Origin of the sequence: Leuconostoc garlicum (assembly GCF_001998805.1) — a bacterium.
Lineage (GTDB): Bacteria > Bacillota > Bacilli > Lactobacillales > Lactobacillaceae > Leuconostoc > Leuconostoc lactis.
In genome coordinates this window covers 325,799-347,661 of record NZ_CP016329.1, presented here as the reverse complement: position 1 = coordinate 347,661, position 21,863 = coordinate 325,799, and the positions used below count along the sequence as shown (strand labels likewise).

Genomic DNA, 21,863 nt, shown 5'->3' with positions numbered 1-21,863 from the left:
GAAAACTAGTTTTATTTGTTAAGTTTTCATTAAATCGGCGATGAAAACGGCAAAATCGGCGTGATTTCGTAAATTTTTGATCAATAATGTCAATAGCGCGTCAATGTTTGCGTTTAGGACGTGAGGGTCGTTAAAAAACGAATGAAATCAAGATAGTGACTGAAAATAGGAACATTAGCCATTTTTCCTGTGGCAGTGTTAAGGGAACATCTGTGCTTATCCACAGTTGTGGATAAAAAAGTGGAAAACTGTGGATAAGGTCAAGAATGGCGGGTGAAAATTGGCTAAAACGCCATTCAAAAACGTGGAAAAAGTTATCCACATTTTGTTTAAAATGTGCTCAAAATTGTGGATAAAAAAATATGCGAACAGGTCAAGTACTGGTATAATAGGCATATTACGATGTTGTATTTATGTTGTTCGTATGACAAATTGTGGATAAGTTGTCAGATACAAATGTTTGCATCATGATGAAAAAGTTTAAGAAAATATAAAGGTGTTAACCATTATGAACATTAAAATTATCACTGTCGGTAAATTAAAAGAAGACTACTTGAAAGCCGGAATTGCGGAATATACGAAGCGATTATCACGTTTTGCTAAAACAACCGTTATCGAATTAGCCGATGAGAAAACACCAGATAAAGCAAGTGAAGCCCAGAATCAACAAATTCTCATGAAAGAAGGGGCGCGGATTCAAGAAAAAATTGGGGCACGCGATTTTGTGATTGTACTAGCGATTGAAGGCAAGCAATTTCCTTCAGAGGCGTTTGCGCAAAAACTAGCAGATGTTACCTTAGCAGGTTATTCAGACATCACGTTTATTATTGGTGGCTCACTAGGGCTTGATCCTACGATCAAGCAACGTGCCAATATGAAAATGAGTTTTGGTCTGCTGACACTGCCACATCAATTAATGCGCTTGGTGTTGGTTGAACAAATTTATCGGGCCTTTATGATTCAACAAGGCTCGCCGTACCATAAATAAGCGCTTTTATATGAAAAAAGGGCAAACAAAAAAACCAGTACATGTACTGGTTTTTTAGGGATCAGATGTGATTACTTTGTTTCAGGTAATTCTTCTGACTTACCTTTTGCCCATTGTTGCAACTTTGCAATCGCAATTTGGCGTTGCTTCTTGGCTGAGTTGTGTCCGACCTTGCGAGCACGGGCGAATGAATTAAGCGGCTTCTTTAATGCCATGATGGGTACTCCTTTTTAAATGTTTTACATACAAGATATTATTATACGTTATATATCCCGAAAAAACAAGGCTTTGCGAATAACCCGTGCTAAATTCAGGCTAACTTAGGGTACAATAGTATTATGGAATTTTGGTCAGAAGAAACAATTGAAAATTTTCGGCGCACATTACTGGATTGGTATGACCGTGAGGGACGTGCGACATTACCTTGGCGTGTTGATCATGACCCCTATCGGGTTATGGTATCAGAAATCATGTTGCAACAAACCCAAGTGGATACAGTGCTGCCATATTATGAACGGTTTATGCAGGCTTTACCAACCGTTCAGGATTTAGCACGTGCGCCAGAGGCACAAGTGTTAAAGCTTTGGGAAGGTCTAGGCTATTATTCACGGGCGCGGAATTTACAAAAAGCGGCGCGTTTTGTTGTGGATGATTTACATGGGCATTGGCCGGAAAGTGCTGATGATCTGCAAGCCTTGCCAGGTGTTGGTCCTTATACGGCAGCAGCTATTGCTTCGATTAGCTTTGGCGAAGTCGTGCCGGCTGTAGATGGGAATGCTTATCGCGTGTTTAGTCGTTTACTAAAAATTGACGCCGATATTGCGCAACCAAAATCGCGCAAGATTTTTTACGATGCCATCTTGCCAATCGTTGATCCTGATCGACCAGGTGACTTTAACCAAGCTATCATGGACCTTGGCTCAAGTTATATGACAGCTAAAAATCCTAACAGCGCGGATTCACCGGTGCGGGCCTTTAACGCAGCTTATCGCGATGGTGTGGAAATGACTTATCCGGTTAAAACAAAAAAGCAGAAGCCAGTTAAGCAACTGTATACTGCAACTGTTTCAGAAAAAGATGGTCGTTTGCTTTTTGAAAAACGGCCAGATACTGGTTTGTTATCGGGTTTTTGGACTTTCCCGTTGGAAGAAATTCAAAATATTGAGCAAATTGTCGGTGAACAGCTACATATTAAACCCATTGTGCACGCCTTTACACATCGCCGGTGGGAAATTTGGCTTGTGAAACGAGACTTGCCATTAACTGATAATCGGCAATACTTGACGCCTGATCAGTGGCAGCACCTATCACTGCCCACAGTACAACACAAATTACTGAATGCGTTGGAGGAATAACACACATGTTTCCAAATCCTAAGTTAAAACAACTCTTTTTTTGGACAATTGAATTATTAGCGTTGTCACTGCTGGTGTATATCGTCTCTGGCTTTGACTTTTTGATGCGCCCGATTCAGGTTTTCATTTCGACGGTCTTTGCGCCTTTGGTGGTCGCTGGTTTTCTGTATTATATTTTAAAGCCACTGGTCTCACTGATTCAAAAAATTAAAATCCGTGGTAAAGTGATACCACATCAAGTAGCGGTTGTAATCACATTTTTGGGGTTTTTAACCATGATTGTCGGGGCACTCGTTGTGTTGGTGCCAACGTTAATTCAAGAAATTACGAATTTAGTAAATGCTTTGCCAAGCTTTGTGAATGATGCGCAACGCATCGCGACAGAAGTCGTCAAGAGTGAATGGTTTGATGCGTTTCATTTGTCGGTTGATGTGGAACAAGTTAAAACAGCAGTGGGCAAATATGCAGGCTCGTTTTTGACGGTAACTGCTGGAACACTCGGCACTGTTGCTTCAACAGTCACAACGGTGACCATTAACTTGGTCACAATTCCAGTCATTTTATTTTATATGTTAAATGATGGGAATCGCTTGGTGCCCGCCATTCAAAAGCTATTTCCTGCACGGCATGCGGAAACAATATCAGAACTCACCACAAAAATGGATACAACGATTGAAAAATACATTTCCGGACAAGCAATTGAAATGGGCTTCGTTGGTGCGTCAATGGCCATTGGGTATCTCTTAATTGGACAACCGTATGCTTGGTTGCTTGGGATTATTGCCGGTATTACAAATATTGTGCCTTACCTTGGGCCATGGATTGGTGTGGTGCCAGCCCTCATTATTGCAAGCACGCAATCTTGGAAACAAGTGGTACTGGTGTTGATTATCATGACGATTGTGCAACAATTGGATGGGAACTTCATTTATCCAAATGTGATTGGTAAAAGTTTGGCGATTTATCCGTTAACAATTATGATTTTATTGATGGTTGCAGGTAACTTGTGGGGCATTGTTGGGATGATTTTGATTGTGCCAGTTTATGCTATCCTACGCGTGGTGGTACAGTTTGCTGCTGAATTGTTTATACTGACAAAAAGTAAGTAATGTGCTATACTAGATACTGAGTTTAATCTAGTAGGGGGTTAAGTTATGCAAGCATTTAACTTTGAAAAAAATATTGCCGTATTGGCATCAGCTAAAGGCAAACCAATTCCCTGGCCAGCTGGCCCATATCCAGCCTATTCAGTTGATATTTTGGCACTCGCGCAAAGTTACTTTAAGTCAGCTGAGTTTGATCGTAATTTTGACCGCACCTTACGACAACATGGTTTTCATGAAGGGGTGCCAGAAGCCGTTGTGGCAGAGATTGCCGCTACGTCAGAAGACTATGATTTAGTGCGTGCGGTGTTGTCAGCGATCATTCGCGGGGAAAAATATACACCCGGCATGTGGCAGGTTTTAGTGGAAAATGGGATTTTACTGGATCTTATGACACGGGCCTGTCAGTTGAAGGAAAAAAGTGAAATAAAGTCTTGACGAATGTTGGAATTTAAAGTAAACTAATATAGTTGTCTAAGCAACTAAATGCGGGTGTGGCGGAACTGGCAGACGCGCTGGATTTAGGTTCCAGTGCCGCAAGGCGTGCAGGTTCGATTCCTGTCACCCGTACTAAGAGAACAATTTGTTCTCTGGGGTATCTAGTATAACTTAGGTATACTTGAGTACTTGGCGTTGCCGACTTAGCTCAGTTGGTAGAGCATCTCACTAGTAATGAGGGGGTCAACGGTTCGAATCCGCTAGTCGGCATCAAAAAAGCAGTGATTTTAAATCACTGCTTTTTCTTTTGTTCACTAGTATGTTTTACAATATAGTAAAAATAGTATATACTACTAGTATGTTAAACAATATAGTTCTAAAGGTCGTATTCACATGAAGCAAAATATGTCGAGTCAAATGTTGAAAGGCATTCTACAAGGGATGATGCTCATTATTTTGTCACGAAAACCCGATTATGGCTACGGCATTAGTAAGCAAATGAATGACTATGGCTTAGAAGGTATTCCAAAAGGGACAATTTATCCGCTATTAGCTGCAATGGAAAGGCGTGGGTTAATTATGGGGAAAATGCAACCGTCTCAAGAAGGACCAGACCGTAAGTATTACTATGTGACACCAGCTGGGGAAGTTGAAAAGCAGGCATTTCTTTTGGAGTGGGATATCTTAGCAAATGTCGTTAATCACATGATTGAGGAGGAGAAAAAATGAACACAAATCAGATGATTGAAGAAAATAACCAATTGCGGCAACGTTTAAATGATGAAAATAAAGCCTACTATAATGATTTGCTACTTTATTTGCGCTTTCAAAGCGTCTCGCGCGATGAGGCGCAAATTGAATCCTTCTTACTTGATGTATTACAAGATATTCTTGCTGCCCAAAAAGATGGCCTATCTGCAGTTGATTATTTCGGAAAAGAGCCAAAAGAGGTAGCGGATGCATTTTTGGCAGAAGTACCCAGAAATTTTTGGGCGGTGATCAAACTCGCGCTGATAGCTGTCGGGAGTTATATGGGCATTACCATCTTTCCAACATTGACGACAACTGGTAAACCAACTGATGTGGGGGCCATGTTAATTGCTGGATTGTATACCTTGCTAATGATTATGATACTTTTTAAGTACCTTGCGGTAACGATTTATCGTGTATCGACGTGGCGCTTGCATAAGGTGATGCAATGGCTGATTTGGTGTCTTATAGGTATTATTGCGTTGGCGCCGCTATCTTTAATCACTATTTTGGTGAAAACTCCGGTCAGAATATCGCTTGATGGCATTTGGGGGATTGGTGTTATTTTGTTAGGTTGGTTAATAGGCGGAATTGTTTATCTGCGACTGACAGATAAACAGATGTGGACGCCTTTTGTGATTGTAGCGTTGGTCTTTGGCCTTATGGGTATTATTGCAAGAATACCGCACTTTGATGCGTTGCTTAGTATGAAATCTGGTCGTTATCTTTACGCTGGGTTAATGGTTATTGTGATGATTGTCTTTTATTTAATGAGTTACTTTGCAGTGAAAAAAATGAAGAAATCAGAATGATAAAAATAAAAGCAGCCAAACCATTAATGGTTTGGCTGTTTTTATGTTTTAATCACGGCGTGTTAACTTCACGACGCCTTCCCAACGGGCAGTTTGTGGGAACATATCGATACTTTGAATATACTCCACCTGATAAGCTTGGGTAAGATCTACTAAATCTCGTGCTAAGGTTGACGCGTTGCAAGAAATATAAACAAACTTTTCTGGCTTGGTGCGTAGAATTTCACGACGCAAGGCAGTATCTAAACCAGTACGTGGTGGATCCACCACGAGGGCGTCGGCGATCCAACCTTCTGCTTGCCATTTTGGAAAGAGTTCTTCTGCCGTGCCAATTTCGTATTTGGCATTGGTAATGTGGTTGATTTCAGCGTTAATGTTGGCATCATCGACGGCTTCAGGAATGATTTCCATACCGCGCACTTCACCGACCTTATCTGCCAAACTCAGCCCAATTGTGCCGACACCGGCATAAGCATCTACGAGCTTATCTGCACTAGTCAAATCGAGGGCGGCAAGGGCCTCGTTATAAATAACGATCATTTGGGTGTAGTTTAATTGCATGAAGGCGCGTGGTGATAACTGAAAAGTTTTCCCCATAATCGTTTCTTCGATGTAATCCTTCCCCCATAATTTGATGGTTTCTTCACCCCAAACAATGCTTGTTCGGCCAGGATTAAAGTTTTGGAAAATACCGGTGACCTCGGGGAGGGTTTGGTTAATGGCTTCAATTAAGGCGGCATCGCCAGGGAAGCCATCAGTATTGGTGACAAAGGTCAATTGAACTTCGCCGGTTGTATGTGACGCACGCGCGACAATGGTTTTGACAGTCCCACGATTTTTATCTTCGTTATAAATCGAAACGGATAATTTATCCAGCAAATCACGGACTGTTCGCAGTACTTTCATGGTTGCTGGATCTTGCGTGTGCACAACAGGTAAGTCGACTAAATCATGACTACTGCGCTTGTACATCCCCACGCTCAGCTTATCGCCAATTTTTCGCACAGGGAATTGCGCTTTGTTGCGGTATTCATAGGGGTTTGCCATACCAATGGTATCGCGCAAGTCATAATCAGTCCAACCGCGTGGTTGGAACTTTTCTAAGGCTTGGGCAATCACGTCTTTTTTGAAGGCTAGTTGTGCTGGATAAGTCATGTGTTCCAGTTCAAAACCACCGACTTCATCGGCGTACTCATCGCGTGGGGCGACCCGACTAGGGGACTTTTCACGGATTTTGAGCGCTTTAGCTGTGATGTATTTTGGTTGGACATCGGTTACCTTAACGACTGCGACTTCATCAGGTAAAACACCAGGGACGAATACGATTTTACGTTTGAAGTAGCCGATACCTTCGCCGTTGATCCCTAAACGCTTAATGGTGAGTGGAAAATTTTGACCGATGCGCACATCGACCCCGTCGCCGGTTGCTTGGCGACGATCCTGTCGACGGGGATCAAATTTTTTACCATAATAGGGCTTTTTGCCGGTTGTTGGCCGTGCTTTTTGTGCATAAGCCCGTTTTTTGTTTGTATTTTCTGTCATGTTTATGATGTACGTGGATCACGCACATGTCCTTTCTGCAATGCAATGCTATGGTGACGTTGTTACCTATTCAGTATAACAGCTCTGGGCTGATAAAATAATTTACAAAAGTGAGTGTTTTACACTTGCGCTATAATACAAAGGTGTTATAATAGTCATAGAGGGGATGTGTGAGAATGAAGCGGAACATAAACTTTATTGACCGACATCACGTTCATGTGCGCGGTCAGACAAAATAGATAAATTAGTTGGAGCAAACGACCATGAAATTTGATGTTAAGGCGTATTTAGCTGATAATTCGCTCACGATTTATCGGGTAGCGAAGGCGTCTGGTTACAGCTATACAACGATTCATAAATCGTTTAACAAAACACAATCAGACGCAACTAGTTTAAATGTTAGAGATTTGGTTGCACTTGCTAAGGCCCAAAATAAGGCTGCTTGGGAAGTGCTTCGCGATCTAGAAAATTTTTATTTCAACCCTGAGGGACGTTGAACCGTTATTTGATATCAGCGTAGTTGGGGCTTAACACAGATAATTTTGATTATAACTTAAGATAAGAGGGGGATATACTTATGGCAAATAACAACTTTTTCAATGATCCATTCGGATCTGACATGAACGAAATTTTTAACAACATGATGGGTAACATGAACGGTTTCAACACTGAAAACCGTCGTTACTTGATCAACGGACGAGAAGTAACACCTGAACAATTTGCAGAATATCGTCAAACGGGTAAGTTGCCACAAAGCACACAACAAGGACATGTTGCTGGTAACGGTCGCATGGCTGCACAACAACCTGGACAAGTTAAGCAAGAAAGTATCTTGATGAAGCTTGGTCGTAACTTGACGGCTGAAGCACGTGAAGGTATGCTTGACCCGGTTATTGGCCGTAACAAGGAAATTCAAGAAACAGCTGAAATCCTTGGCCGTCGTACAAAGAACAACCCAATATTGGTTGGGGATGCCGGTGTTGGAAAGACAGCGGTTGTTGAAGGTTTGGCACAAGCCATTGTAAATGGTGATGTCCCAGCCGCAATTAAGGACAAGGAAATCTTCTCAATTGATATTTCAAGTCTTGAAGCTGGCACACAATACCGTGGTGCCTTTGAAGAAAACATCCAAAACTTGGTGAAGGAAGTTAAGGCTGCCGGAAACATCATCTTGTTCTTTGACGAAATCCACCAAATTCTAGGTGCCGGTTCAACTGGTGGCCAAGATGGCGGGAAGGGATTGGCTGATATCATCAAGCCAGCTTTGAGCCGTGGTGAAATTTCAGTTATTGGTGCGACAACACAAGACGAATACCGTAACACAATCATGAAGAATGCCGCATTGGCACGTCGTTTCAATGAAGTAACGGTTAATGCCCCATCAGCAAAGGACACATTGGAAATCCTTAAGGGTATTGCGCCATTGTATGAAAAGCACCACCATGTTGAATTGCCAGAACCAGTATTGAAGGCTGCAGTTGACTATTCAATCCAATACATCCCACAACGTTCATTGCCAGATAAAGCCATTGATTTGTTGGATATGACAGCTGCACACTTGAGTGCTAAGAACCCTGTTACAGATAAGGTAAGTCTTGAAAAGCAACTTGCTGAAGCTAAGGAAAAGCAAGAAAAGGCGGTTTCTGACGAAGACTTCGAAGCTGCTTTGATGCACAAGAACAAGATTACTGACTTGGAAAAGGAAATTGCTGGCGCAGACAAAGCAACTAAGGTTGTTGCAACAATAAACGATGTGGCTGAATCTGTTGAACGTTTGACGGGTATCCCAGTATCAAAAATGGGTGCCTCAGATATCGAACGTTTGAAGACAATCGGTTCACGTTTGGCTGGTAAGGTTATTGGTCAAGATGAAGCTGTTAAAATGGTGGCACGTGCCATCCGTCGTAATCGTGCCGGATTTGACGAAGGTAACCGTCCAATCGGTAGCTTCCTATTTGTCGGTCCTACTGGTGTTGGTAAGACAGAATTGGCTAAGCAATTAGCCCTTGAAATGTTTGGTTCAAAGGAAAACATCATCCGCTTGGATATGTCAGAATACTCAGACTTGACAGCCGTAGCAAAGTTGATTGGTACGTCAGCCGGTTATGTTGGTTATGACGACAACAGCAACACATTGACTGAAAAGGTTCGTCGTAATCCATATTCAATTGTCCTATTGGATGAAATTGAAAAGGCTAACCCACAAGTTTTGACATTGTTGTTGCAAGTGATGGATGATGGTCGTTTGACTGACGGTCAAGGTAACGTTGTGAACTTCAAGAACACAGTGATTATTGCCACATCAAACGCTGGCTTTTCAGACAAGAGCGAAGGTGAATTGATGGACCGTTTGGCCCCTTACTTCCGTCCAGAATTCTTGAACCGCTTCAACGGTGTAATCGAATTCTCAGCTTTGACAAAGACTGATTTGGAGCACATTGTGAACTTGATGTTGGACGATGTGAACGAAACATTGGCTAAGAAGGACATCACGTTGACAGTGACTGATGCTGCCAAGGAATACTTGATTGAACAAGGTTATGACGAAGCAATGGGTGCACGTCCACTTCGTCGTGTGATCGAACAACAAATCCGTGATCAAGTAACGGACTTCTATCTTGAAAACCCTGAAGAAAAGCACTTGCGTGCTGACTTAGTTGACGACAAGTTGGTCATTTCCGCTTTGACTGACAATGATGTCGTGAATGAAGATGAAGAACTTCGTGAAGCTTCAGATGCTGGAGCTGATAAGGGCAAGGACCACAAAGGCAAGTCTGACAAGAAGAAGTAATTAGCTACGCGATAATACGTGATAAGTCGATAAACCGTTAAGGTTTATCGACTTTTTTGTTATCCGCAAGATAGCGGCATTCGCGTGCATGATATAATAAAATAATTTAACCTAAAGGATGCAAAGATGATTATCCAACATGCAATGTTACACATTCTAGACACGAACACAGGTAGTCTTATCGCGTCACAAGGGGAGATGCCCTTAGATAATGCTGGCGTACAAACGTATATTGAAAAACTGGTCGCCAAAATGTCAGCTGGGGATGTGAAACAAGGTACTTTGACAGCGCAAGATTATTTGGCAACGATGCTAGCTAATCCTGATTTTTCAGAGATGACGACGGCATTAGCCACAAAATTATTTGATCTGATTGCTGCTAGTGATGCTGTGCCAGCAGGGGACATGTTGAGTTTTTTGGCGACGTCAGATGATGGCCCAATTTTTGGCTTACTTAAGTTGAATTTTTCACCACGTTATGCGCACACTGTGACCTATATTGAGGATCAGATGGTGAATAATTTGGTGTTGAACCAAACAGTTTTACCAGCCAGTAGTCAAACCGTCGATGAGGCGATTATCGTTGATTTGACGACGCAACGTTATCAGTTATTAGAGAAAAAATATGTGATTGATGGCCAACGTTGTGCCTACTTTTCGGAAAAGTTTCTGGCGTTGACACCCGAAACGTCGTTGAAAGAAAATATTCAGACCATTAAGCGAACGGTGAAGTCTGTGGCTGAAAAGTTTGATGATATACTGGCGCATGAGGCATTAGCGATGACTCAGGCAGTCATTTATGACGGCTTATCAACGGGCCAGATTGATACGACCGCAATTGCTGAACAGGCGTTTCCAGATAATTTGACGGCCCAAGCGCAATATCAAGAAAAGTTAACCGAAAAGGCGGTTGCCCCCAAAGTACCAGTTGAGAATACGCCAAAATATGAAAAGAAGTACTGTGTGCAAAAATTTAAATTAGATTCAGGGATTGAAGTTTCAATCCCAATGGCGGTCTATCAAGATCGCTCAAAAGTCGAATTTATCAATCATGATAATGGCACAATCTCGCTGGTCATTAAAGATATTGAACAAATTGCCAATAAGTTTTCAGTGTGACAGTATCAATTATTGGGTACCGGATCATTTACTGCTATAATGAGGAAAATAGGATAAGGTAAGAAAGGGCTAAGTTAGTCATAACTTGGATAAACAATGTCATGCCATACGCAGATTCTTATGTTGCAAAAATTCGTGAACAGGTAGGTCACGATTTTGAATTAGTGATGCCCACAACCGATGTGGTGATTGAAAACCGACAAGGTGAATTGCTGATGATTTATAATCGGGATTTTGATGGTTGGGCGTTTCCTGGGGGCTACGTTGAACCAGAATTATCTTGGCAAGAGAATGCCGCGCGAGAAGCGACGGAAGAAGCAGGCATCACGGCTGACCCGAAAAACCTGCAATTGATCGGGACGGTATCCGGCAAACAATTTGTGGCGCATTATCCAAATGGCGACCGTGCAAAACTCTATACGACGGTTTTTCATTTAACGGATTGGACGGTTGAACAAACAGATATTGACGAGACGGAAATCGACGCCAAAAAGTGGGTCTCACCCCAAACGATTGATCATGTGCACCTGACGTTTGCCGGACAGGCCGTATATCGTTTATTTAGAAAGTACCAAGCAACTGGGGCTGTCCAAAATATCACGCTTGATTCAGCCTTACAGCGCTTTGTGGATGCGCAAAACGGCGAAATTGTCGGGGTTAACACGTACACTGATGCGTTAGCAGAATTAAGTCAGGGCGAAAAGCAGACGCATTGGATGTGGTACGTCTTACCGCAATTACGCGCTTTGGGTAAAAGTGAGCGGGCCATTTATTATGGATTAGCTGATGCCAAAGAGGCGCAAGCTTATTTGGCAGATCTAGTACTTCGGACGCGTTTAGAGGCGATTGTCGCCACGACGCTGGCATTGGCAGGTAACGATCCGGTGACTGTGTTTGGCGCAGTAGATGCACCAAAGTTCCAAGCCAGTTTGACACTATTTAATCAAGTGGCGCCGGAGACACCCCTTTACCAACAAGCACTTGATAAATACTTTAATGGTGTCCAACACGCTGAAACATTGGCCTTGTTAGCACAATAAAAAAGCATGCTGCGGCATGCTTTTTTATTAAGCACCAGTATAATCTGGGGCTAACTTATTAACAGGTGGCGTGAATTCACGCATTGATTCAGCTAAGTGGACAAAATTGGTGACCAAACGATGATTTGGTGCTTGGGTACCGTGTTTATCCGCAAGGTCCGCAATCCAGCCGTTGATATAATCAACTTCGGTTGGCCGTCCCTTCACAAAGTCTTGGTACATAGAAGGGAAGTGGAGGGGATTGGCCACGTTTGAGACATAGTCAACTTGCGCCACCATATCATCACGACTTTCGATGAGTTCAATACCAGCAGCTTCAGCGGCATCATAAGCTTCGTTGATGAGTGGGCGTGCAATGCCTTCCAGGAAATTGTCGTAAGCCATGAGTTGGCCCATCCGCGATTGAAACATCGTTGCAATCGAGTTTTCAACGGCATTGAAGAAGACTTTAGTCAGCAGTGTACCCATGAAATTTTCGGTGTAACTTGGGTTTAAATGCGCAGCTTCAAAGTCAGTTAGGAGGGCATCCATGGTTGCGGAAGGTTTCTCTGTCAAATTGGCATAGACAGAAGAACCAGCGCCTTCTGCGCCCATAAAGTCGACGTCACCAAAATCGTTTAAGACAGTTGCGATCATGGCTGTACCGCCAATAATCTGTTCATCATCGAAATATTGCTGTAGTTTTTCAATGTGACCCATGCCATTCATAGCACCTAAGGCGGTTTGACCAGGTTTGAATTTCGGTGCCAGACGATCGAGGGTATCTTGTAGCTGCATTTGCTTCATAAAGAAAATCCAGACATCGGGCGCGCCATCATATTCCTCAGGTGAGAAAATGTTGATTTTAATGTCATGACGGTCTTTGTGATCACGTGATTTCCAAACTTTGTCGCCTTGCGCACGAATCTTATCTAAACTCGCCTGGGTGGGTTCAACAAAGTCCACTGGGACACCTGCATTTTCCTGAAGGAGAATACCGTATCGCAATCCCATTGCGCCTGCGCCAACTACTGCATATTTCATCGTATCAATCTCCTATCGTCATATAATGATATTATTCTAATGTTTATCACATTTTAAGTCAAGGGTATTTTTAATCTTTTTGGCTATGAACATTGTGAAATTTACCGTATAATAAGAGGTAGAGTGCATGTTGCACGTTTTTAATAGAGGAAGTTAAAATGTCTAAAGAAATTTATTTAACAGGTGATCGACCAACTGGTAAGTTGCATATCGGTCATTATATTGGGTCATTAAAAAATCGTGTGGCAATGCAAAATTCAGGCGAATATGAACCATTTGTGATGATTGCTGATACGCAAGCTTTTACAGATAATGCGCGTAATCCAGAAAAAATTCGGCAGTCACTAACGGAAGTTGCTTTGGATTATTTGGCAGTTGGGATTGATCCAACAAAAACAACGATTTTTGTACAATCACAAATCAAAGGGTTATTTGAACTGACAGAATACTTTATGAACTTGGTGTCAGTAGCACGGTTACAACGTAATCCGACTGTGAAAGCAGAAATTTCACAAAAAGGCTTTGGTGAGGGAATCCCTGCTGGATTCTTAACTTATCCGGTGTCACAGGCTGCTGATATTGCCATTTTCCGTGCCACTAAAGTGCCGGTTGGGGACGATCAGGAACCAATGTTAGAACAAGCCCGTGAGTTGGTGCGGTCATTTAACAATGCCTACCAATCTGATGTCCTTGTTGAACCAGTCGGTGTCTTTCCACCGAAGGGACAAGGGCGTTTACCTGGTATCGATGGCAATGCTAAGATGTCTAAGTCGTTGGGTAATGGCATTTATATTTCTGATGATGCCGATACATTGGCCAAAAAAGTGAAGGCGATGTATACTGATCCGTTGCACATCAATATTGACGATCCTGGACATGTTGAGGGCAACGTTGTCTTCACATACCTTGACATTTTCGATCCTGACAAAGAACGCGTGGCTGAATTGAAGGCACACTATACGGCTGGTGGTCTAGGTGATATGAAGCTAAAAAAGCACTTAATTGACGTGATGGAAGCCGAAATGGCAGCAATTCGTGAACGACGTGCACTATTTGCTCAGGATATTCCGGCGGTGCTGGAAATGTTAAAAACTGGATCAGAACGTGCCAATGTGGTGGCAGAAGCGACGATGAAAGATGTCCGCTATGCGATGGGCATTGATTACTTTGGATAAAACATGATAAAAAAGCACCATGCCATTTGGCATGGTGCTTTTATTGTGCTGTCGTTGTATCGGTTTCGTCGTTACTATTATCGCCTGCTGGGCGTAATGATGCCGCGATATTGGCGAGACTTGATGGGATTTTACCACCATAAGGGCGGCCAGTTTTCGCGGCTTTAAGACCAAGGGCTTTTCTAGCGAGATCCGTGACCCGTTGCTTTTCCGTTTGTGGTATCACTTCATAAGAGACATCGTTACCGGCAGCATCGGGATAATTGGTGGTCACGCCTTGCATGTGTTCGGTGGTAATATGATTTTTGGCTTTAATATATTTGCTAGCCATTGTTGTCATATCACCAAACGTGAGGTCAGTTCGCACATTTTTAGAAATAGTGGTCATGAACTTGTCGTTGAGTAAGCTGGACACATTGGCTGACTTTTTGATGAGGCCTTCTAAAACTAAACGTTGTCGTTGCTGACGACCATAATCGCCGGTCGGGTCACCATAGCGCATACGTGAAAAGGCCAGAGCAGCATCACCATTCATCACCGTTTTTGAATCGGACCAAGTTACACCGTTATCGTCAGAATGCTCATATTTGTTACTACCCTTGTGGAAACGGTAGAGATTAGGACCATAATTGTGGGCAGTTTCTTGACTATAGGTAAAATCGAGTGGTGATTTGACGGATACACCACCAACTTGATCAACCATCGTTGCTAGGCCACCCATGTTGACGAGGGCATAGAAGTCGATGGGGATGTTCAAAAATGATTCTACCGTTTTAATTGACGTAGCAGTTGAACCAAAAGCGTAAGCCGCGTTCAATTTTTGTGGGAAAGTATTTTCATAACCGTCAATTGAGACCATGGCGTCACGAGGTAGTGAGATCAGGGTTGTTTGTTCAGTTTTAGGGTTAATAAGCAATAGCATCATGGAATCAGTACGACCACGATAAGTGCGACCTAACTCACCGGTATCCGTGCCATACAATAAAACTGAAATGGGTCGACCGCTTTTAATCACTTCGGATACATCACGGGATTTGGTGAGGCCGGCACCAGCATATGATTTGTCGATAACACCTTTTGTGTTGTGAATGGTTAACCAAGCAAAACAGCCGATTACAAACACAAGCATGGCAATACCAATAAAAATCAGGTTACGTAGCTTGTGCTTTGGCACTTGATGTCGGTGCGCGCGTGAATCTGGTTGAGGCTCCATACGAATTAATCTCCTAAAATGTTGCTAGATTAGCCTATCATTTTAGCCTAATGATAGGGGATCACAATTATAACCATCATAACACGTGAATATAAAGACAAAGTTAAAAAAGCGCCAAATTATGAAATTCAACTAATGATATTGGCGATAATGGTACAATGATTATGAGCAACAGACAAGGGAGTTCAATGCATGTTAATTCAACCCGATAAATTAAGAAAATGCCTGATGTTTATTTTTGGTGGTTTGTTTTTGATTTTGGCCATTCAGGTACGGTTTAATTTGCTGTTTATACATGTTATGAATGATGGGACAGAATTAGCAGTACATAATTTTATACCGCAGTTTGTACAACAAGGGATTGGTTTTGCTGGTTTATTGACGCATTACTGGTTGGCAATTTTAGGGATTATCGGTCTATCTGGGTTGTTCTACTTGGTCAATTATAAAATTGCCATGGGTTGGTTGATTGCCACGCAGATCTTAGGGTTGCTGGTGGTTGAATTATTATCGACGGTGTTAACCACTTATTGGGACAAGGGTTTCAAAAAGGGATCAATGATGCCAGATCTCTTGTTAGTTTGGTGGTTTCAGATTCTGGCGGTTATTGCCGTTATTATTGTGCCAAGATTAACAGCTAACTGGCAATGGCAGTGGGGAATTCAACTGCTGGTTGTGTTTGGCTGGTGTCTGATGGCGTTAGCGCGCATGCAGCAAAATGGCATGCCGCTATCGAGTGAGCTTGGGGCACTATGTTTTGGCTATTTTTGGTGGCAATTGAGCGAACAGCAGTATCGTCGGCATGCAAAACATTGGCGTCATGTATTAGAAATTGACACCTTAATTTAAAGATGATATGATATTCAAGTTATCAAAGAGGTTGCAACCAACATGAGTAACGTAAATGAGTTCGCCAAGAACAGTGATTTTACGCGAAAGGGGCGGTTGCCGAAATTTCTCGCAAGGCAGCGGGGAATTGGGCTAACAACGAATAGTTGTTAGACTGTCACGGCGACGTGGTGTGCTTTGAAAAGTTACGATAAAATAACTTTTTAGACCTCTTTCTATTTACAAGAAAGGGGCTTTTTATTTGCCCCGATTAGGGAGAATGTTAATGGCAGAACATAATGGTGAGATGAAACGTAATCTCAAGACACGTCATGTGTCAATGATTGCTTTAGGTGGTTCAATTGGAACAGGTTTGTTTGTGGCTTCTGGTGCGACGGTTGCCCAAGCTGGTCCTTCAGGGGCGGTTGTTGCCTATTTGGCAATTGGTGTCATGGTCTATTTCTTGATGACCAGTTTAGGTGAAATGGCAACTTATTCACCAACATCAGGTTCTTTTTCTGATTATGCCGGTCGCTATGTTGATCCCGCACTGGGTTTTGCGATGGGTTGGAATTACTGGTTTAACTGGGCGATCACATTGGCCGTCGATATTGTGGCTGTTGGTTTGGTGTCAAACTTTTGGTTCCCTAATACGCCATCGTGGATTTTTTCAGCGGTGGCTATGGTGTTCATTTTCTTGATTAACCTCTTTTCCGTGGGAGCCTTTGGCGAAACCGAATTTTGGCTGTCAATGATAAAGGTCATCACGATTATTGCCTTTTTGATTGTGGGTGTCGCTACGATTTTTGGGGTTATCCATTCAGATATTAACGTGATGAAAAACCTATCCGTTGGGAACCATGGTTTTGTCGGTGGTCCGCAAGCTATTTTGTCAGTCTTTGTTGTGGCTGGCTTCTCGTTCCAAGGTACTGAGTTAATTGGGATTACTGCTGGTGAAGCTAAAGATCCGGAAAAGTCTGTGCCTAAGGCGATCAATCAAGTTTTCTGGCGCATTTTACTTTTCTATATTATGGCCATTTTCGTCATTTCGGCTTTGGTTTACTACCGTGATCCGAGCTTGTTGAGTGCATCAACTAAGAATGTTGCCGAATCACCGTTTACAATTGTCTTTAAGAATGCTGGGATTGCCTTTGCTGCCAGTTTGATGAACGCGGTTATCTTGACATCAATTGTGTCATCAGCTAATTCAGGTTCTTATGCCTCAACCCGTATGTTATATGCCATGGCACGTAAGGGTGAAGCACCAAAGATTTTTGCAAAATTGTCAACCCGTGGCGTACCAGTAGCGGCCCTCTTCTTGACGACTGCAATTGGTTTATTGGCCTTTATTTCAAACACGAAGGGTGGGTCAGTGGCTTATACTTGGCTTGTGAATGCTTCTGGTTTGACCGGATTCATCGCTTGGGTTGGGATTGCGCTGTCGCATTACCGTTTCCGTCGTGCCTACGTTGCGCAGGGAAAAGATTTAAATGCATTGAAATATAAAGCAAAATGGTTCCCATTTGGTCCATTGTTTGCGCTAGTGATTTCAATTGGGGTGATTATTGGTCAGGATCCGGCAAGTTTTTCACAGTTTAATCTAGAGAAGCTTGCGGTGACTTACTTATCAGTGCCACTCTTCGTGGTATTATACGTTGGCTACAAAATTCGTCACAAAACTCACATCGTTAAATTGGAAGATGTTGATTTGACACAACAGAAATGAAAATAACAAGATGCCGCGTATTGAACCGGTGTCTTGTTTTTTATTGCAAGTGGTTACTGTGACAAAAGTATCGCGCATATTGTTATAATTGATTACAATAATATGATCAAAAAAAGGGGGGCAACATGAATCCAATCGTTATGCTGAGTCTCAATGTATTGGCCATGTATTTTGTATTTTGGACAATTAAGCCAATTAATTTCGCCAAGTTTATGCCATATACGCCGAAACAAGCCGGCTTTTTAAAGATTATTTTGGCGATTGCTTTAGGCTATTTGGTGGCGAGTTTCTTTATTTCTATTACGAATTGGATCCTTGTCCTACCAGCGACGGTATTTGGAAAGTAGCTCAAAAACGATTGGCAACTGTGGTATAATTGACTAGATTATGTAGACAATTCGGCGTTATACGCCCGTTTATAAAAATAAAAAAACTGGAGACAAAACATGGCAAAAGATATCGGCATTGACTTGGGAACAGCCAATGTTCTCATTTATGTAGAAGGTAAGGGTATCGTTTTGAACGAACCTTCTGTTGTAGCAGTTGATGACAAAACAGATCGTGTATTAGCAGTCGGTTCTGAAGCTTACCGGATGGTTGGTCGGACACCTGGCAATATTCGGGCTGTCCGTCCCTTGAAAGATGGGGTTATTTCAGACTTTGACGTCACCGAAGCCATGTTGACGTACTTTGTCAATAAGTTGAATGTTAAGGGCTTCATGTCAAAGCCTAACATTATGATTTGTGCCCCAACAAACATCACTGAAATCGAACGCAAGGCGATCATTCAAGCCGCGGAAAAAGCAGGTGGTGCCAAGGTTTATCTGGAATATGAACCAAAGGTTGCCGCTGTCGGTGCCGGATTGGATATCTTTAAGCCAGTTGGATCAATGGTGATTGACATGGGTGGTGGGACATCAGATATTGCGGTGCTATCACTTGGCGATATCGTAGTGTCTGAATCAATTCGCGTGGCCGGTGACAAAATGAACTTTGACATTGTGGGCTACCTTAAGCGCCGTCACAACTTGATCGTCGGTGAACGTACAGCAGAAACAATCAAAATTCAAATTGGTTCAGCCTTGCCAGTTGATGAACCATTGACAATGGAAGTGCGTGGTCGTGATAATTTTGAAGGGATGCCAAAAACGATTACGATTAACTCAAACGAAGTCGAAGAAGCACTCCATGACACGTTGCAACAAATTGTTCGTGCCACGCACTCTGTTTTGGCTAAGCTACCACCGGAATTAGCGGCTGATATTATTGATCGTGGTATCATGCTCACGGGTGGTGGGGCTTTGCTACATGGCATGGACCAATTGTTGTCTGACGCATTAGAAGTACCAGTTGTTGTGTCTGATTCACCACTAGATAATGTGGCTAAAGGTGCTGGGGCATTACTTGAACACATGAAATCAGGGCGTAAAGGATTGTAATATGCGGAAGAAAAATCAAAATTTTGGTGTTGAGCTTGTGGTTGTCGAAAACCAAACACAAGTCTTGATTGATAAGAAACAGATTGGTTACGTTGCACCTGCAGATCGTGGTTTTGTTGGTTATTTTGGGCAGCAAGCAGTGATTAACCAAGCGAAAACACAAGACGAAGCAATTGAAGCTATTTTAGCAAGTTTTAACTTATATCAATAAAATAATCAGAAAAACCCTTATCATGAACATGATAAGGGTTTGTACATAAAACGAGGTAACATCAACATGCAACGACCTTCACGACAAATGAGTAATCGTACGTCCGGTTCAGAATTGGATTGGGGCATTATTTTAATTCTTTTGCTATTTATGATTATTGGTCTGAGTTCGATTTTCGAAGCAGCACTCAACTCACAGTATGGCACGATGCAATCGGCTTTGCGGGCGACAATTGTGCAGGGTGTGTTTTGGATTTTAGGGGCAATTATCATTGCTTTCTTGTTGCGATTTGATGCCTCTCAACTCTGGCGATTAGCGCCAGTGGCCTACAGCTTAGGCATATTTTTGCTAGTAGCCGTTTTGATCTTTTATAACCGGGGGATGGCGGCAGCGACCGGTGCTAAATCCTGGTTTGTTTTCGGGCCAGTTTCTTTCCAACCGTCCGAAGTGGTGAAGCCAGCGTTTATCCTGATGTTAAGTCGGGTGGTGGCCCAACACAATCGCCAATATGAGCATCATGATGTGCATTCGGATTGGTTATTGTTAGGTAAGATGGCGTTATGCTTCTTACCAATCGCTGTTTTGATTGCGATGCAAAATGACTTGGGCACATTGCTCGTGTTTATGGCAATCTTTGGTGGTGTTGCCCTTGTATCAGGGGTGACTTGGCGTATTCTGGGTCCCGTCATTGCAGCAGTAGCGGCAATTGGGATTACATTATTGGCATTAGTAACATCAGCAACCGGGAAACAAATTTTGGATGCTTTGGGCTTCAAATTGTACCAGTTTGACCGTATCCAAACTTGGCTACATCCGGATCAAGATACCTCATCATCAGGTTATCAAACGTATCAAAGTTTGAAGGCCATTGGTTCTGGTCAACTAGCTGGACAAGGCTTTGGCCATTTGAAGGTCTATGTGCCGGTGCGTGAGTCCGACATGATTTTCTCAGTAATTGGTGAAAGTTTTGGCTTCATTGGTGGCGCCTTGCTCATCGCGCTATACTTTATTTTGATTTATCGCCTCATTGCGGCCACATTTAAAGCACAAAATGCTTTTTATGCGTATATTGCTACTGGTGTGGTGATGATGTTATTGTTCCACGTATTTGAAAATATTGGGATGAATATTGGTTTGCTACCATTAACTGGTATTCCATTACCCTTTATTTCCCAAGGTGGGTCATCGCTACTAGGTAACTTAATTGGGATTGGCCTGATTTTAAGTATCGGTTATCAACAGCAGAACGCGACCTTTAAAGAGTCGACAGGGTTTTCAATGTAATGATGACATTAAGCGAACTACAAACACAATTTATTGCTTTAAAAAATAAAACGCGTGAAGGTGAGATTTTTCAATCACTAGGGGAGACAATGGCTGAAATACTGGCCGAGTTGTCACCACAACCCATCACTGCGGTGGCGTTACCAGTGGATGGTGAACAGGCATTGATTGCGATGCGAGCGTATAGCCAACAACTGGAGGCGGCTGCGCAAGCGCATGGCGGAGAGACGCAGTTGCTGCCAGTCCCAGATGAGACACTACGTCTGGCAGTGGCACAGCTGGCCAATCCATTGCCCAAGTATCGTGACACTGGGGCGTTTTTTTTCCTGAGTGATATCATTCAAAATCAATTGTTGTCTGAGTCACAAATGCGGTGGTTAATCACTGATTTGGTGTCTGATGAGCAATTATTTGCTCACATTTTTGAAGTGAACAATGCGGCGATTTATCGACGATCGTTCAGTGTGTTGCTAGTGTCACTTTTGTTATTTACGCAGCGAACAAAAACGGCCTTTATGTCTGATGACTTATTGGATTATGTGATTAATCGGGTGGCTTTATATGCGGCACTAGAGCGTGATGCGCGCGGGTTCATCGGCACCAATGGCTGGGCGCACGCGTTTACACACATTGGCAACGCGGTTAATGAAATCATGTTGATGCCAAAGCTCATGCGGGCTGACAAATTATTTTTGATGGCCAGTATGTTAGCGGGCTATCGCGAGCTACACCAACCCTTAGTGATGGGAGAAACCGACCGTATTGCTGAGGTCGCCTTGCGAGCAGCGCAAACACATGCGATTTACGAAGATTATCTGCTGTTAACCTTGAAGTTATGGCGGAAAGATTTGGTGACGCGGCAAGCGCCACAATCAGAAGGGCGGTGGCATCAACTGTATAACCGAACACGTTTCTTTCACGCGATTTTATTGACAGATCGGCAGGCTGTTCCTGATGCGATATATCACTACGTCGAACAGACAAAAGATTACTTGACATAAAATATACCTTGCATAATATTACCTC

General features: G+C 42.8%; 22 protein-coding genes, 2 tRNA genes and 1 riboswitch. Of the genes, 20 read left to right on the top strand and 4 right to left on the bottom strand.

The annotated features are described in order from the left end of the window. The first annotated feature begins 508 nt into the window (after positions 1–508). Positions 509–988 (top strand): 23S rRNA (pseudouridine(1915)-N(3))-methyltransferase RlmH, encoded by a 480-nt coding sequence (gene rlmH / locus A9176_RS01740; protein WP_077281976.1) that lies wholly within the window; start codon positions 509–511, stop codon positions 986–988. A gap of 71 nt (positions 989–1,059) precedes the next feature. Here the strand turns inward: rlmH and A9176_RS08800 are convergent, their stop codons facing one another. Next, positions 1,060–1,203 carry a hypothetical protein gene (locus A9176_RS08800; RefSeq protein ID WP_010000998.1) on the bottom strand — a complete coding sequence of 48 codons (144 nt, stop codon included), beginning with the start codon at positions 1,201–1,203 and terminating at the stop codon, positions 1,060–1,062. Positions 1,204–1,326: 123 nt separating this feature from the next. On the opposite strand from A9176_RS08800, the gene mutY reads away from it, so the two are divergent. The 7 genes from mutY (at position 1,327) to A9176_RS01705 (ending at position 5,446) form a co-directional block, all read left to right on the top strand. Continuing rightward, complete coding sequence (gene mutY, locus A9176_RS01735) at positions 1,327–2,343, top strand: A/G-specific adenine glycosylase (RefSeq protein ID WP_077281975.1); 1,017 nt, start codon at positions 1,327–1,329, stop codon at positions 2,341–2,343. A 5-nt stretch (positions 2,344–2,348) separates the two neighbouring features. Beyond that, positions 2,349–3,452 carry an AI-2E family transporter gene (locus A9176_RS01730; RefSeq protein WP_077281974.1) on the top strand — a complete coding sequence of 368 codons (1,104 nt, stop codon included), beginning with the start codon at positions 2,349–2,351 and terminating at the stop codon, positions 3,450–3,452. Between the two features lie 45 nt (positions 3,453–3,497). Further along, positions 3,498–3,884, top strand: coding sequence for a DUF6508 domain-containing protein (locus A9176_RS01725; protein WP_077281973.1), 387 nt, complete (start codon positions 3,498–3,500; stop codon positions 3,882–3,884). Between the two features lie 50 nt (positions 3,885–3,934). After that, positions 3,935–4,016 (top strand) — tRNA-Leu (locus tag A9176_RS01720). Positions 4,017–4,081: 65 nt separating this feature from the next. Next, positions 4,082–4,154: transfer RNA gene (locus A9176_RS01715), tRNA-Thr, on the top strand. Positions 4,155–4,277: 123 nt separating this feature from the next. After that, positions 4,278–4,613: a PadR family transcriptional regulator gene (locus A9176_RS01710; RefSeq protein WP_048700375.1), complete on the top strand. Its 336-nt coding sequence runs from the start codon at positions 4,278–4,280 to the stop codon at positions 4,611–4,613. 11 nt (positions 4,614–4,624) lie between these two features. Continuing rightward, the gene (locus A9176_RS01705) at positions 4,625–5,446 is read left to right on the top strand and encodes a hypothetical protein (RefSeq protein WP_242943232.1); all 822 of its coding nucleotides are present in this window, start codon (positions 4,625–4,627) and stop codon (positions 5,444–5,446) included. A gap of 48 nt (positions 5,447–5,494) precedes the next feature. Here A9176_RS01705 and rlmD read toward each other — a convergent pair whose 3' ends face one another. Then, positions 5,495–6,988, bottom strand: coding sequence for a 23S rRNA (uracil(1939)-C(5))-methyltransferase RlmD (rlmD, locus tag A9176_RS01700; protein WP_077281971.1), 1,494 nt, complete (start codon positions 6,986–6,988; stop codon positions 5,495–5,497). A 263-nt stretch (positions 6,989–7,251) separates the two neighbouring features. Here rlmD and A9176_RS01695 point away from each other — a divergent pair, with 263 nt between their 5' ends. The 4 genes from A9176_RS01695 to A9176_RS01680 all read left to right on the top strand — a co-directional run bounded on the left by A9176_RS01695 (position 7,252) and on the right by A9176_RS01680 (position 11,938). After that, positions 7,252–7,485, top strand: a complete 234-nt coding sequence (locus tag A9176_RS01695; protein WP_048700381.1) for a hypothetical protein — start codon at positions 7,252–7,254, stop codon at positions 7,483–7,485. A gap of 80 nt (positions 7,486–7,565) precedes the next feature. Continuing rightward, positions 7,566–9,779 (top strand): AAA family ATPase, encoded by a 2,214-nt coding sequence (locus tag A9176_RS01690; protein WP_077281970.1) that lies wholly within the window; start codon positions 7,566–7,568, stop codon positions 9,777–9,779. Between the two features lie 126 nt (positions 9,780–9,905). Then, on the top strand, positions 9,906–10,898 hold the full coding sequence (locus A9176_RS01685) for a nucleoid-associated protein (protein WP_077281969.1): 993 nt from the start codon (positions 9,906–9,908) through the stop codon (positions 10,896–10,898). A gap of 101 nt (positions 10,899–10,999) precedes the next feature. Next, positions 11,000–11,938, top strand: coding sequence for a DUF1810 family protein (locus tag A9176_RS01680; protein ID WP_048700386.1), 939 nt, complete (start codon positions 11,000–11,002; stop codon positions 11,936–11,938). Between the two features lie 27 nt (positions 11,939–11,965). Here the strand turns inward: A9176_RS01680 and A9176_RS01675 are convergent, their stop codons facing one another. After that, positions 11,966–12,961: a ketopantoate reductase family protein gene (locus tag A9176_RS01675; protein WP_077281968.1), complete on the bottom strand. Its 996-nt coding sequence runs from the start codon at positions 12,959–12,961 to the stop codon at positions 11,966–11,968. Positions 12,962–13,119: 158 nt separating this feature from the next. Here A9176_RS01675 and trpS point away from each other — a divergent pair, with 158 nt between their 5' ends. Next, positions 13,120–14,136, top strand: coding sequence for a tryptophan--tRNA ligase (gene trpS / locus A9176_RS01670; RefSeq protein WP_077281967.1), 1,017 nt, complete (start codon positions 13,120–13,122; stop codon positions 14,134–14,136). Positions 14,137–14,176: 40 nt separating this feature from the next. Here the strand turns inward: trpS and A9176_RS01665 are convergent, their stop codons facing one another. After that, positions 14,177–15,349 (bottom strand): LCP family protein, encoded by a 1,173-nt coding sequence (locus A9176_RS01665; protein WP_077281966.1) that lies wholly within the window; start codon positions 15,347–15,349, stop codon positions 14,177–14,179. Positions 15,350–15,541: 192 nt separating this feature from the next. On the opposite strand from A9176_RS01665, the gene A9176_RS01660 reads away from it, so the two are divergent. The 7 genes from A9176_RS01660 to A9176_RS01630 all read left to right on the top strand — a co-directional run bounded on the left by A9176_RS01660 (position 15,542) and on the right by A9176_RS01630 (position 21,838). Further along, positions 15,542–16,198 (top strand): phospholipid phosphatase, encoded by a 657-nt coding sequence (locus A9176_RS01660; protein ID WP_077281965.1) that lies wholly within the window; start codon positions 15,542–15,544, stop codon positions 16,196–16,198. A 17-nt stretch (positions 16,199–16,215) separates the two neighbouring features. Further along, positions 16,216–16,384, top strand: a riboswitch (Lysine riboswitch). A 79-nt stretch (positions 16,385–16,463) separates the two neighbouring features. Next, entirely contained in the window at positions 16,464–17,903 is a 1,440-nt protein-coding gene (locus A9176_RS01655) for an amino acid permease (protein WP_077281964.1), read from the top strand. A gap of 125 nt (positions 17,904–18,028) precedes the next feature. After that, positions 18,029–18,250 (top strand): DUF1146 domain-containing protein, encoded by a 222-nt coding sequence (locus A9176_RS01650; protein ID WP_010001015.1) that lies wholly within the window; start codon positions 18,029–18,031, stop codon positions 18,248–18,250. Between the two features lie 99 nt (positions 18,251–18,349). Continuing rightward, a complete protein-coding gene (locus A9176_RS01645) occupies positions 18,350–19,342 on the top strand; it encodes a rod shape-determining protein (RefSeq protein ID WP_029510347.1) in 993 nt (330 codons plus the stop codon). A gap of 1 nt (position 19,343) precedes the next feature. Next, positions 19,344–19,553, top strand: a complete 210-nt coding sequence (locus A9176_RS01640) for a DUF2969 family protein (protein ID WP_010001017.1) — start codon at positions 19,344–19,346, stop codon at positions 19,551–19,553. Between the two features lie 66 nt (positions 19,554–19,619). Next, positions 19,620–20,837: an FtsW/RodA/SpoVE family cell cycle protein gene (locus tag A9176_RS01635; protein WP_077281963.1), complete on the top strand. Its 1,218-nt coding sequence runs from the start codon at positions 19,620–19,622 to the stop codon at positions 20,835–20,837. Continuing rightward, positions 20,837–21,838: a DUF2785 domain-containing protein gene (locus tag A9176_RS01630; RefSeq protein WP_077281962.1), complete on the top strand. Its 1,002-nt coding sequence runs from the start codon at positions 20,837–20,839 to the stop codon at positions 21,836–21,838. Before A9176_RS01635 ends, A9176_RS01630 begins: the two co-directional genes overlap by 1 nt. The last annotated feature ends 25 nt before the right edge of the window (positions 21,839–21,863 follow it).

What these genes read in the sequence shown, in the direction of transcription:
- A9176_RS01650 (WP_010001015.1), top strand. Translation starts at nt 18,029, where the DNA reads ATGAATCCAATCGTTATGCTGAGTCTCAATGTATTGGCCATGTATTTT.
- A9176_RS08800 (WP_010000998.1), bottom strand. Translation starts at nt 1,203, where the DNA reads ATGGCATTAAAGAAGCCGCTTAATTCATTCGCCCGTGCTCGCAAGGTC.
- A9176_RS01680 (WP_048700386.1), top strand. Translation starts at nt 11,000, where the DNA reads ATGCCATACGCAGATTCTTATGTTGCAAAAATTCGTGAACAGGTAGGT.
- A9176_RS01635 (WP_077281963.1), top strand. Translation starts at nt 19,620, where the DNA reads ATGCAACGACCTTCACGACAAATGAGTAATCGTACGTCCGGTTCAGAA.
- A9176_RS01695 (WP_048700381.1), top strand. Translation starts at nt 7,252, where the DNA reads ATGAAATTTGATGTTAAGGCGTATTTAGCTGATAATTCGCTCACGATT.
- A9176_RS01630 (WP_077281962.1), top strand. Translation starts at nt 20,837, where the DNA reads ATGATGACATTAAGCGAACTACAAACACAATTTATTGCTTTAAAAAAT.
- A9176_RS01660 (WP_077281965.1), top strand. Translation starts at nt 15,542, where the DNA reads ATGTTAATTCAACCCGATAAATTAAGAAAATGCCTGATGTTTATTTTT.
- A9176_RS01675 (WP_077281968.1), bottom strand. Translation starts at nt 12,961, where the DNA reads ATGAAATATGCAGTAGTTGGCGCAGGCGCAATGGGATTGCGATACGGT.
- A9176_RS01730 (WP_077281974.1), top strand. Translation starts at nt 2,349, where the DNA reads ATGTTTCCAAATCCTAAGTTAAAACAACTCTTTTTTTGGACAATTGAA.
- A9176_RS01655 (WP_077281964.1), top strand. Translation starts at nt 16,464, where the DNA reads ATGGCAGAACATAATGGTGAGATGAAACGTAATCTCAAGACACGTCAT.
- A9176_RS01705 (WP_242943232.1), top strand. Translation starts at nt 4,625, where the DNA reads ATGATTGAAGAAAATAACCAATTGCGGCAACGTTTAAATGATGAAAAT.
- A9176_RS01690 (WP_077281970.1), top strand. Translation starts at nt 7,566, where the DNA reads ATGGCAAATAACAACTTTTTCAATGATCCATTCGGATCTGACATGAAC.
- A9176_RS01665 (WP_077281966.1), bottom strand. Translation starts at nt 15,349, where the DNA reads ATGGAGCCTCAACCAGATTCACGCGCGCACCGACATCAAGTGCCAAAG.
- trpS (WP_077281967.1), top strand. Translation starts at nt 13,120, where the DNA reads ATGTCTAAAGAAATTTATTTAACAGGTGATCGACCAACTGGTAAGTTG.
- rlmD (WP_077281971.1), bottom strand. Translation starts at nt 6,988, where the DNA reads ATGACAGAAAATACAAACAAAAAACGGGCTTATGCACAAAAAGCACGG.
- A9176_RS01710 (WP_048700375.1), top strand. Translation starts at nt 4,278, where the DNA reads ATGAAGCAAAATATGTCGAGTCAAATGTTGAAAGGCATTCTACAAGGG.
- mutY (WP_077281975.1), top strand. Translation starts at nt 1,327, where the DNA reads ATGGAATTTTGGTCAGAAGAAACAATTGAAAATTTTCGGCGCACATTA.
- A9176_RS01725 (WP_077281973.1), top strand. Translation starts at nt 3,498, where the DNA reads ATGCAAGCATTTAACTTTGAAAAAAATATTGCCGTATTGGCATCAGCT.
- A9176_RS01640 (WP_010001017.1), top strand. Translation starts at nt 19,344, where the DNA reads ATGCGGAAGAAAAATCAAAATTTTGGTGTTGAGCTTGTGGTTGTCGAA.
- A9176_RS01685 (WP_077281969.1), top strand. Translation starts at nt 9,906, where the DNA reads ATGATTATCCAACATGCAATGTTACACATTCTAGACACGAACACAGGT.
- A9176_RS01645 (WP_029510347.1), top strand. Translation starts at nt 18,350, where the DNA reads ATGGCAAAAGATATCGGCATTGACTTGGGAACAGCCAATGTTCTCATT.
- rlmH (WP_077281976.1), top strand. Translation starts at nt 509, where the DNA reads ATGAACATTAAAATTATCACTGTCGGTAAATTAAAAGAAGACTACTTG.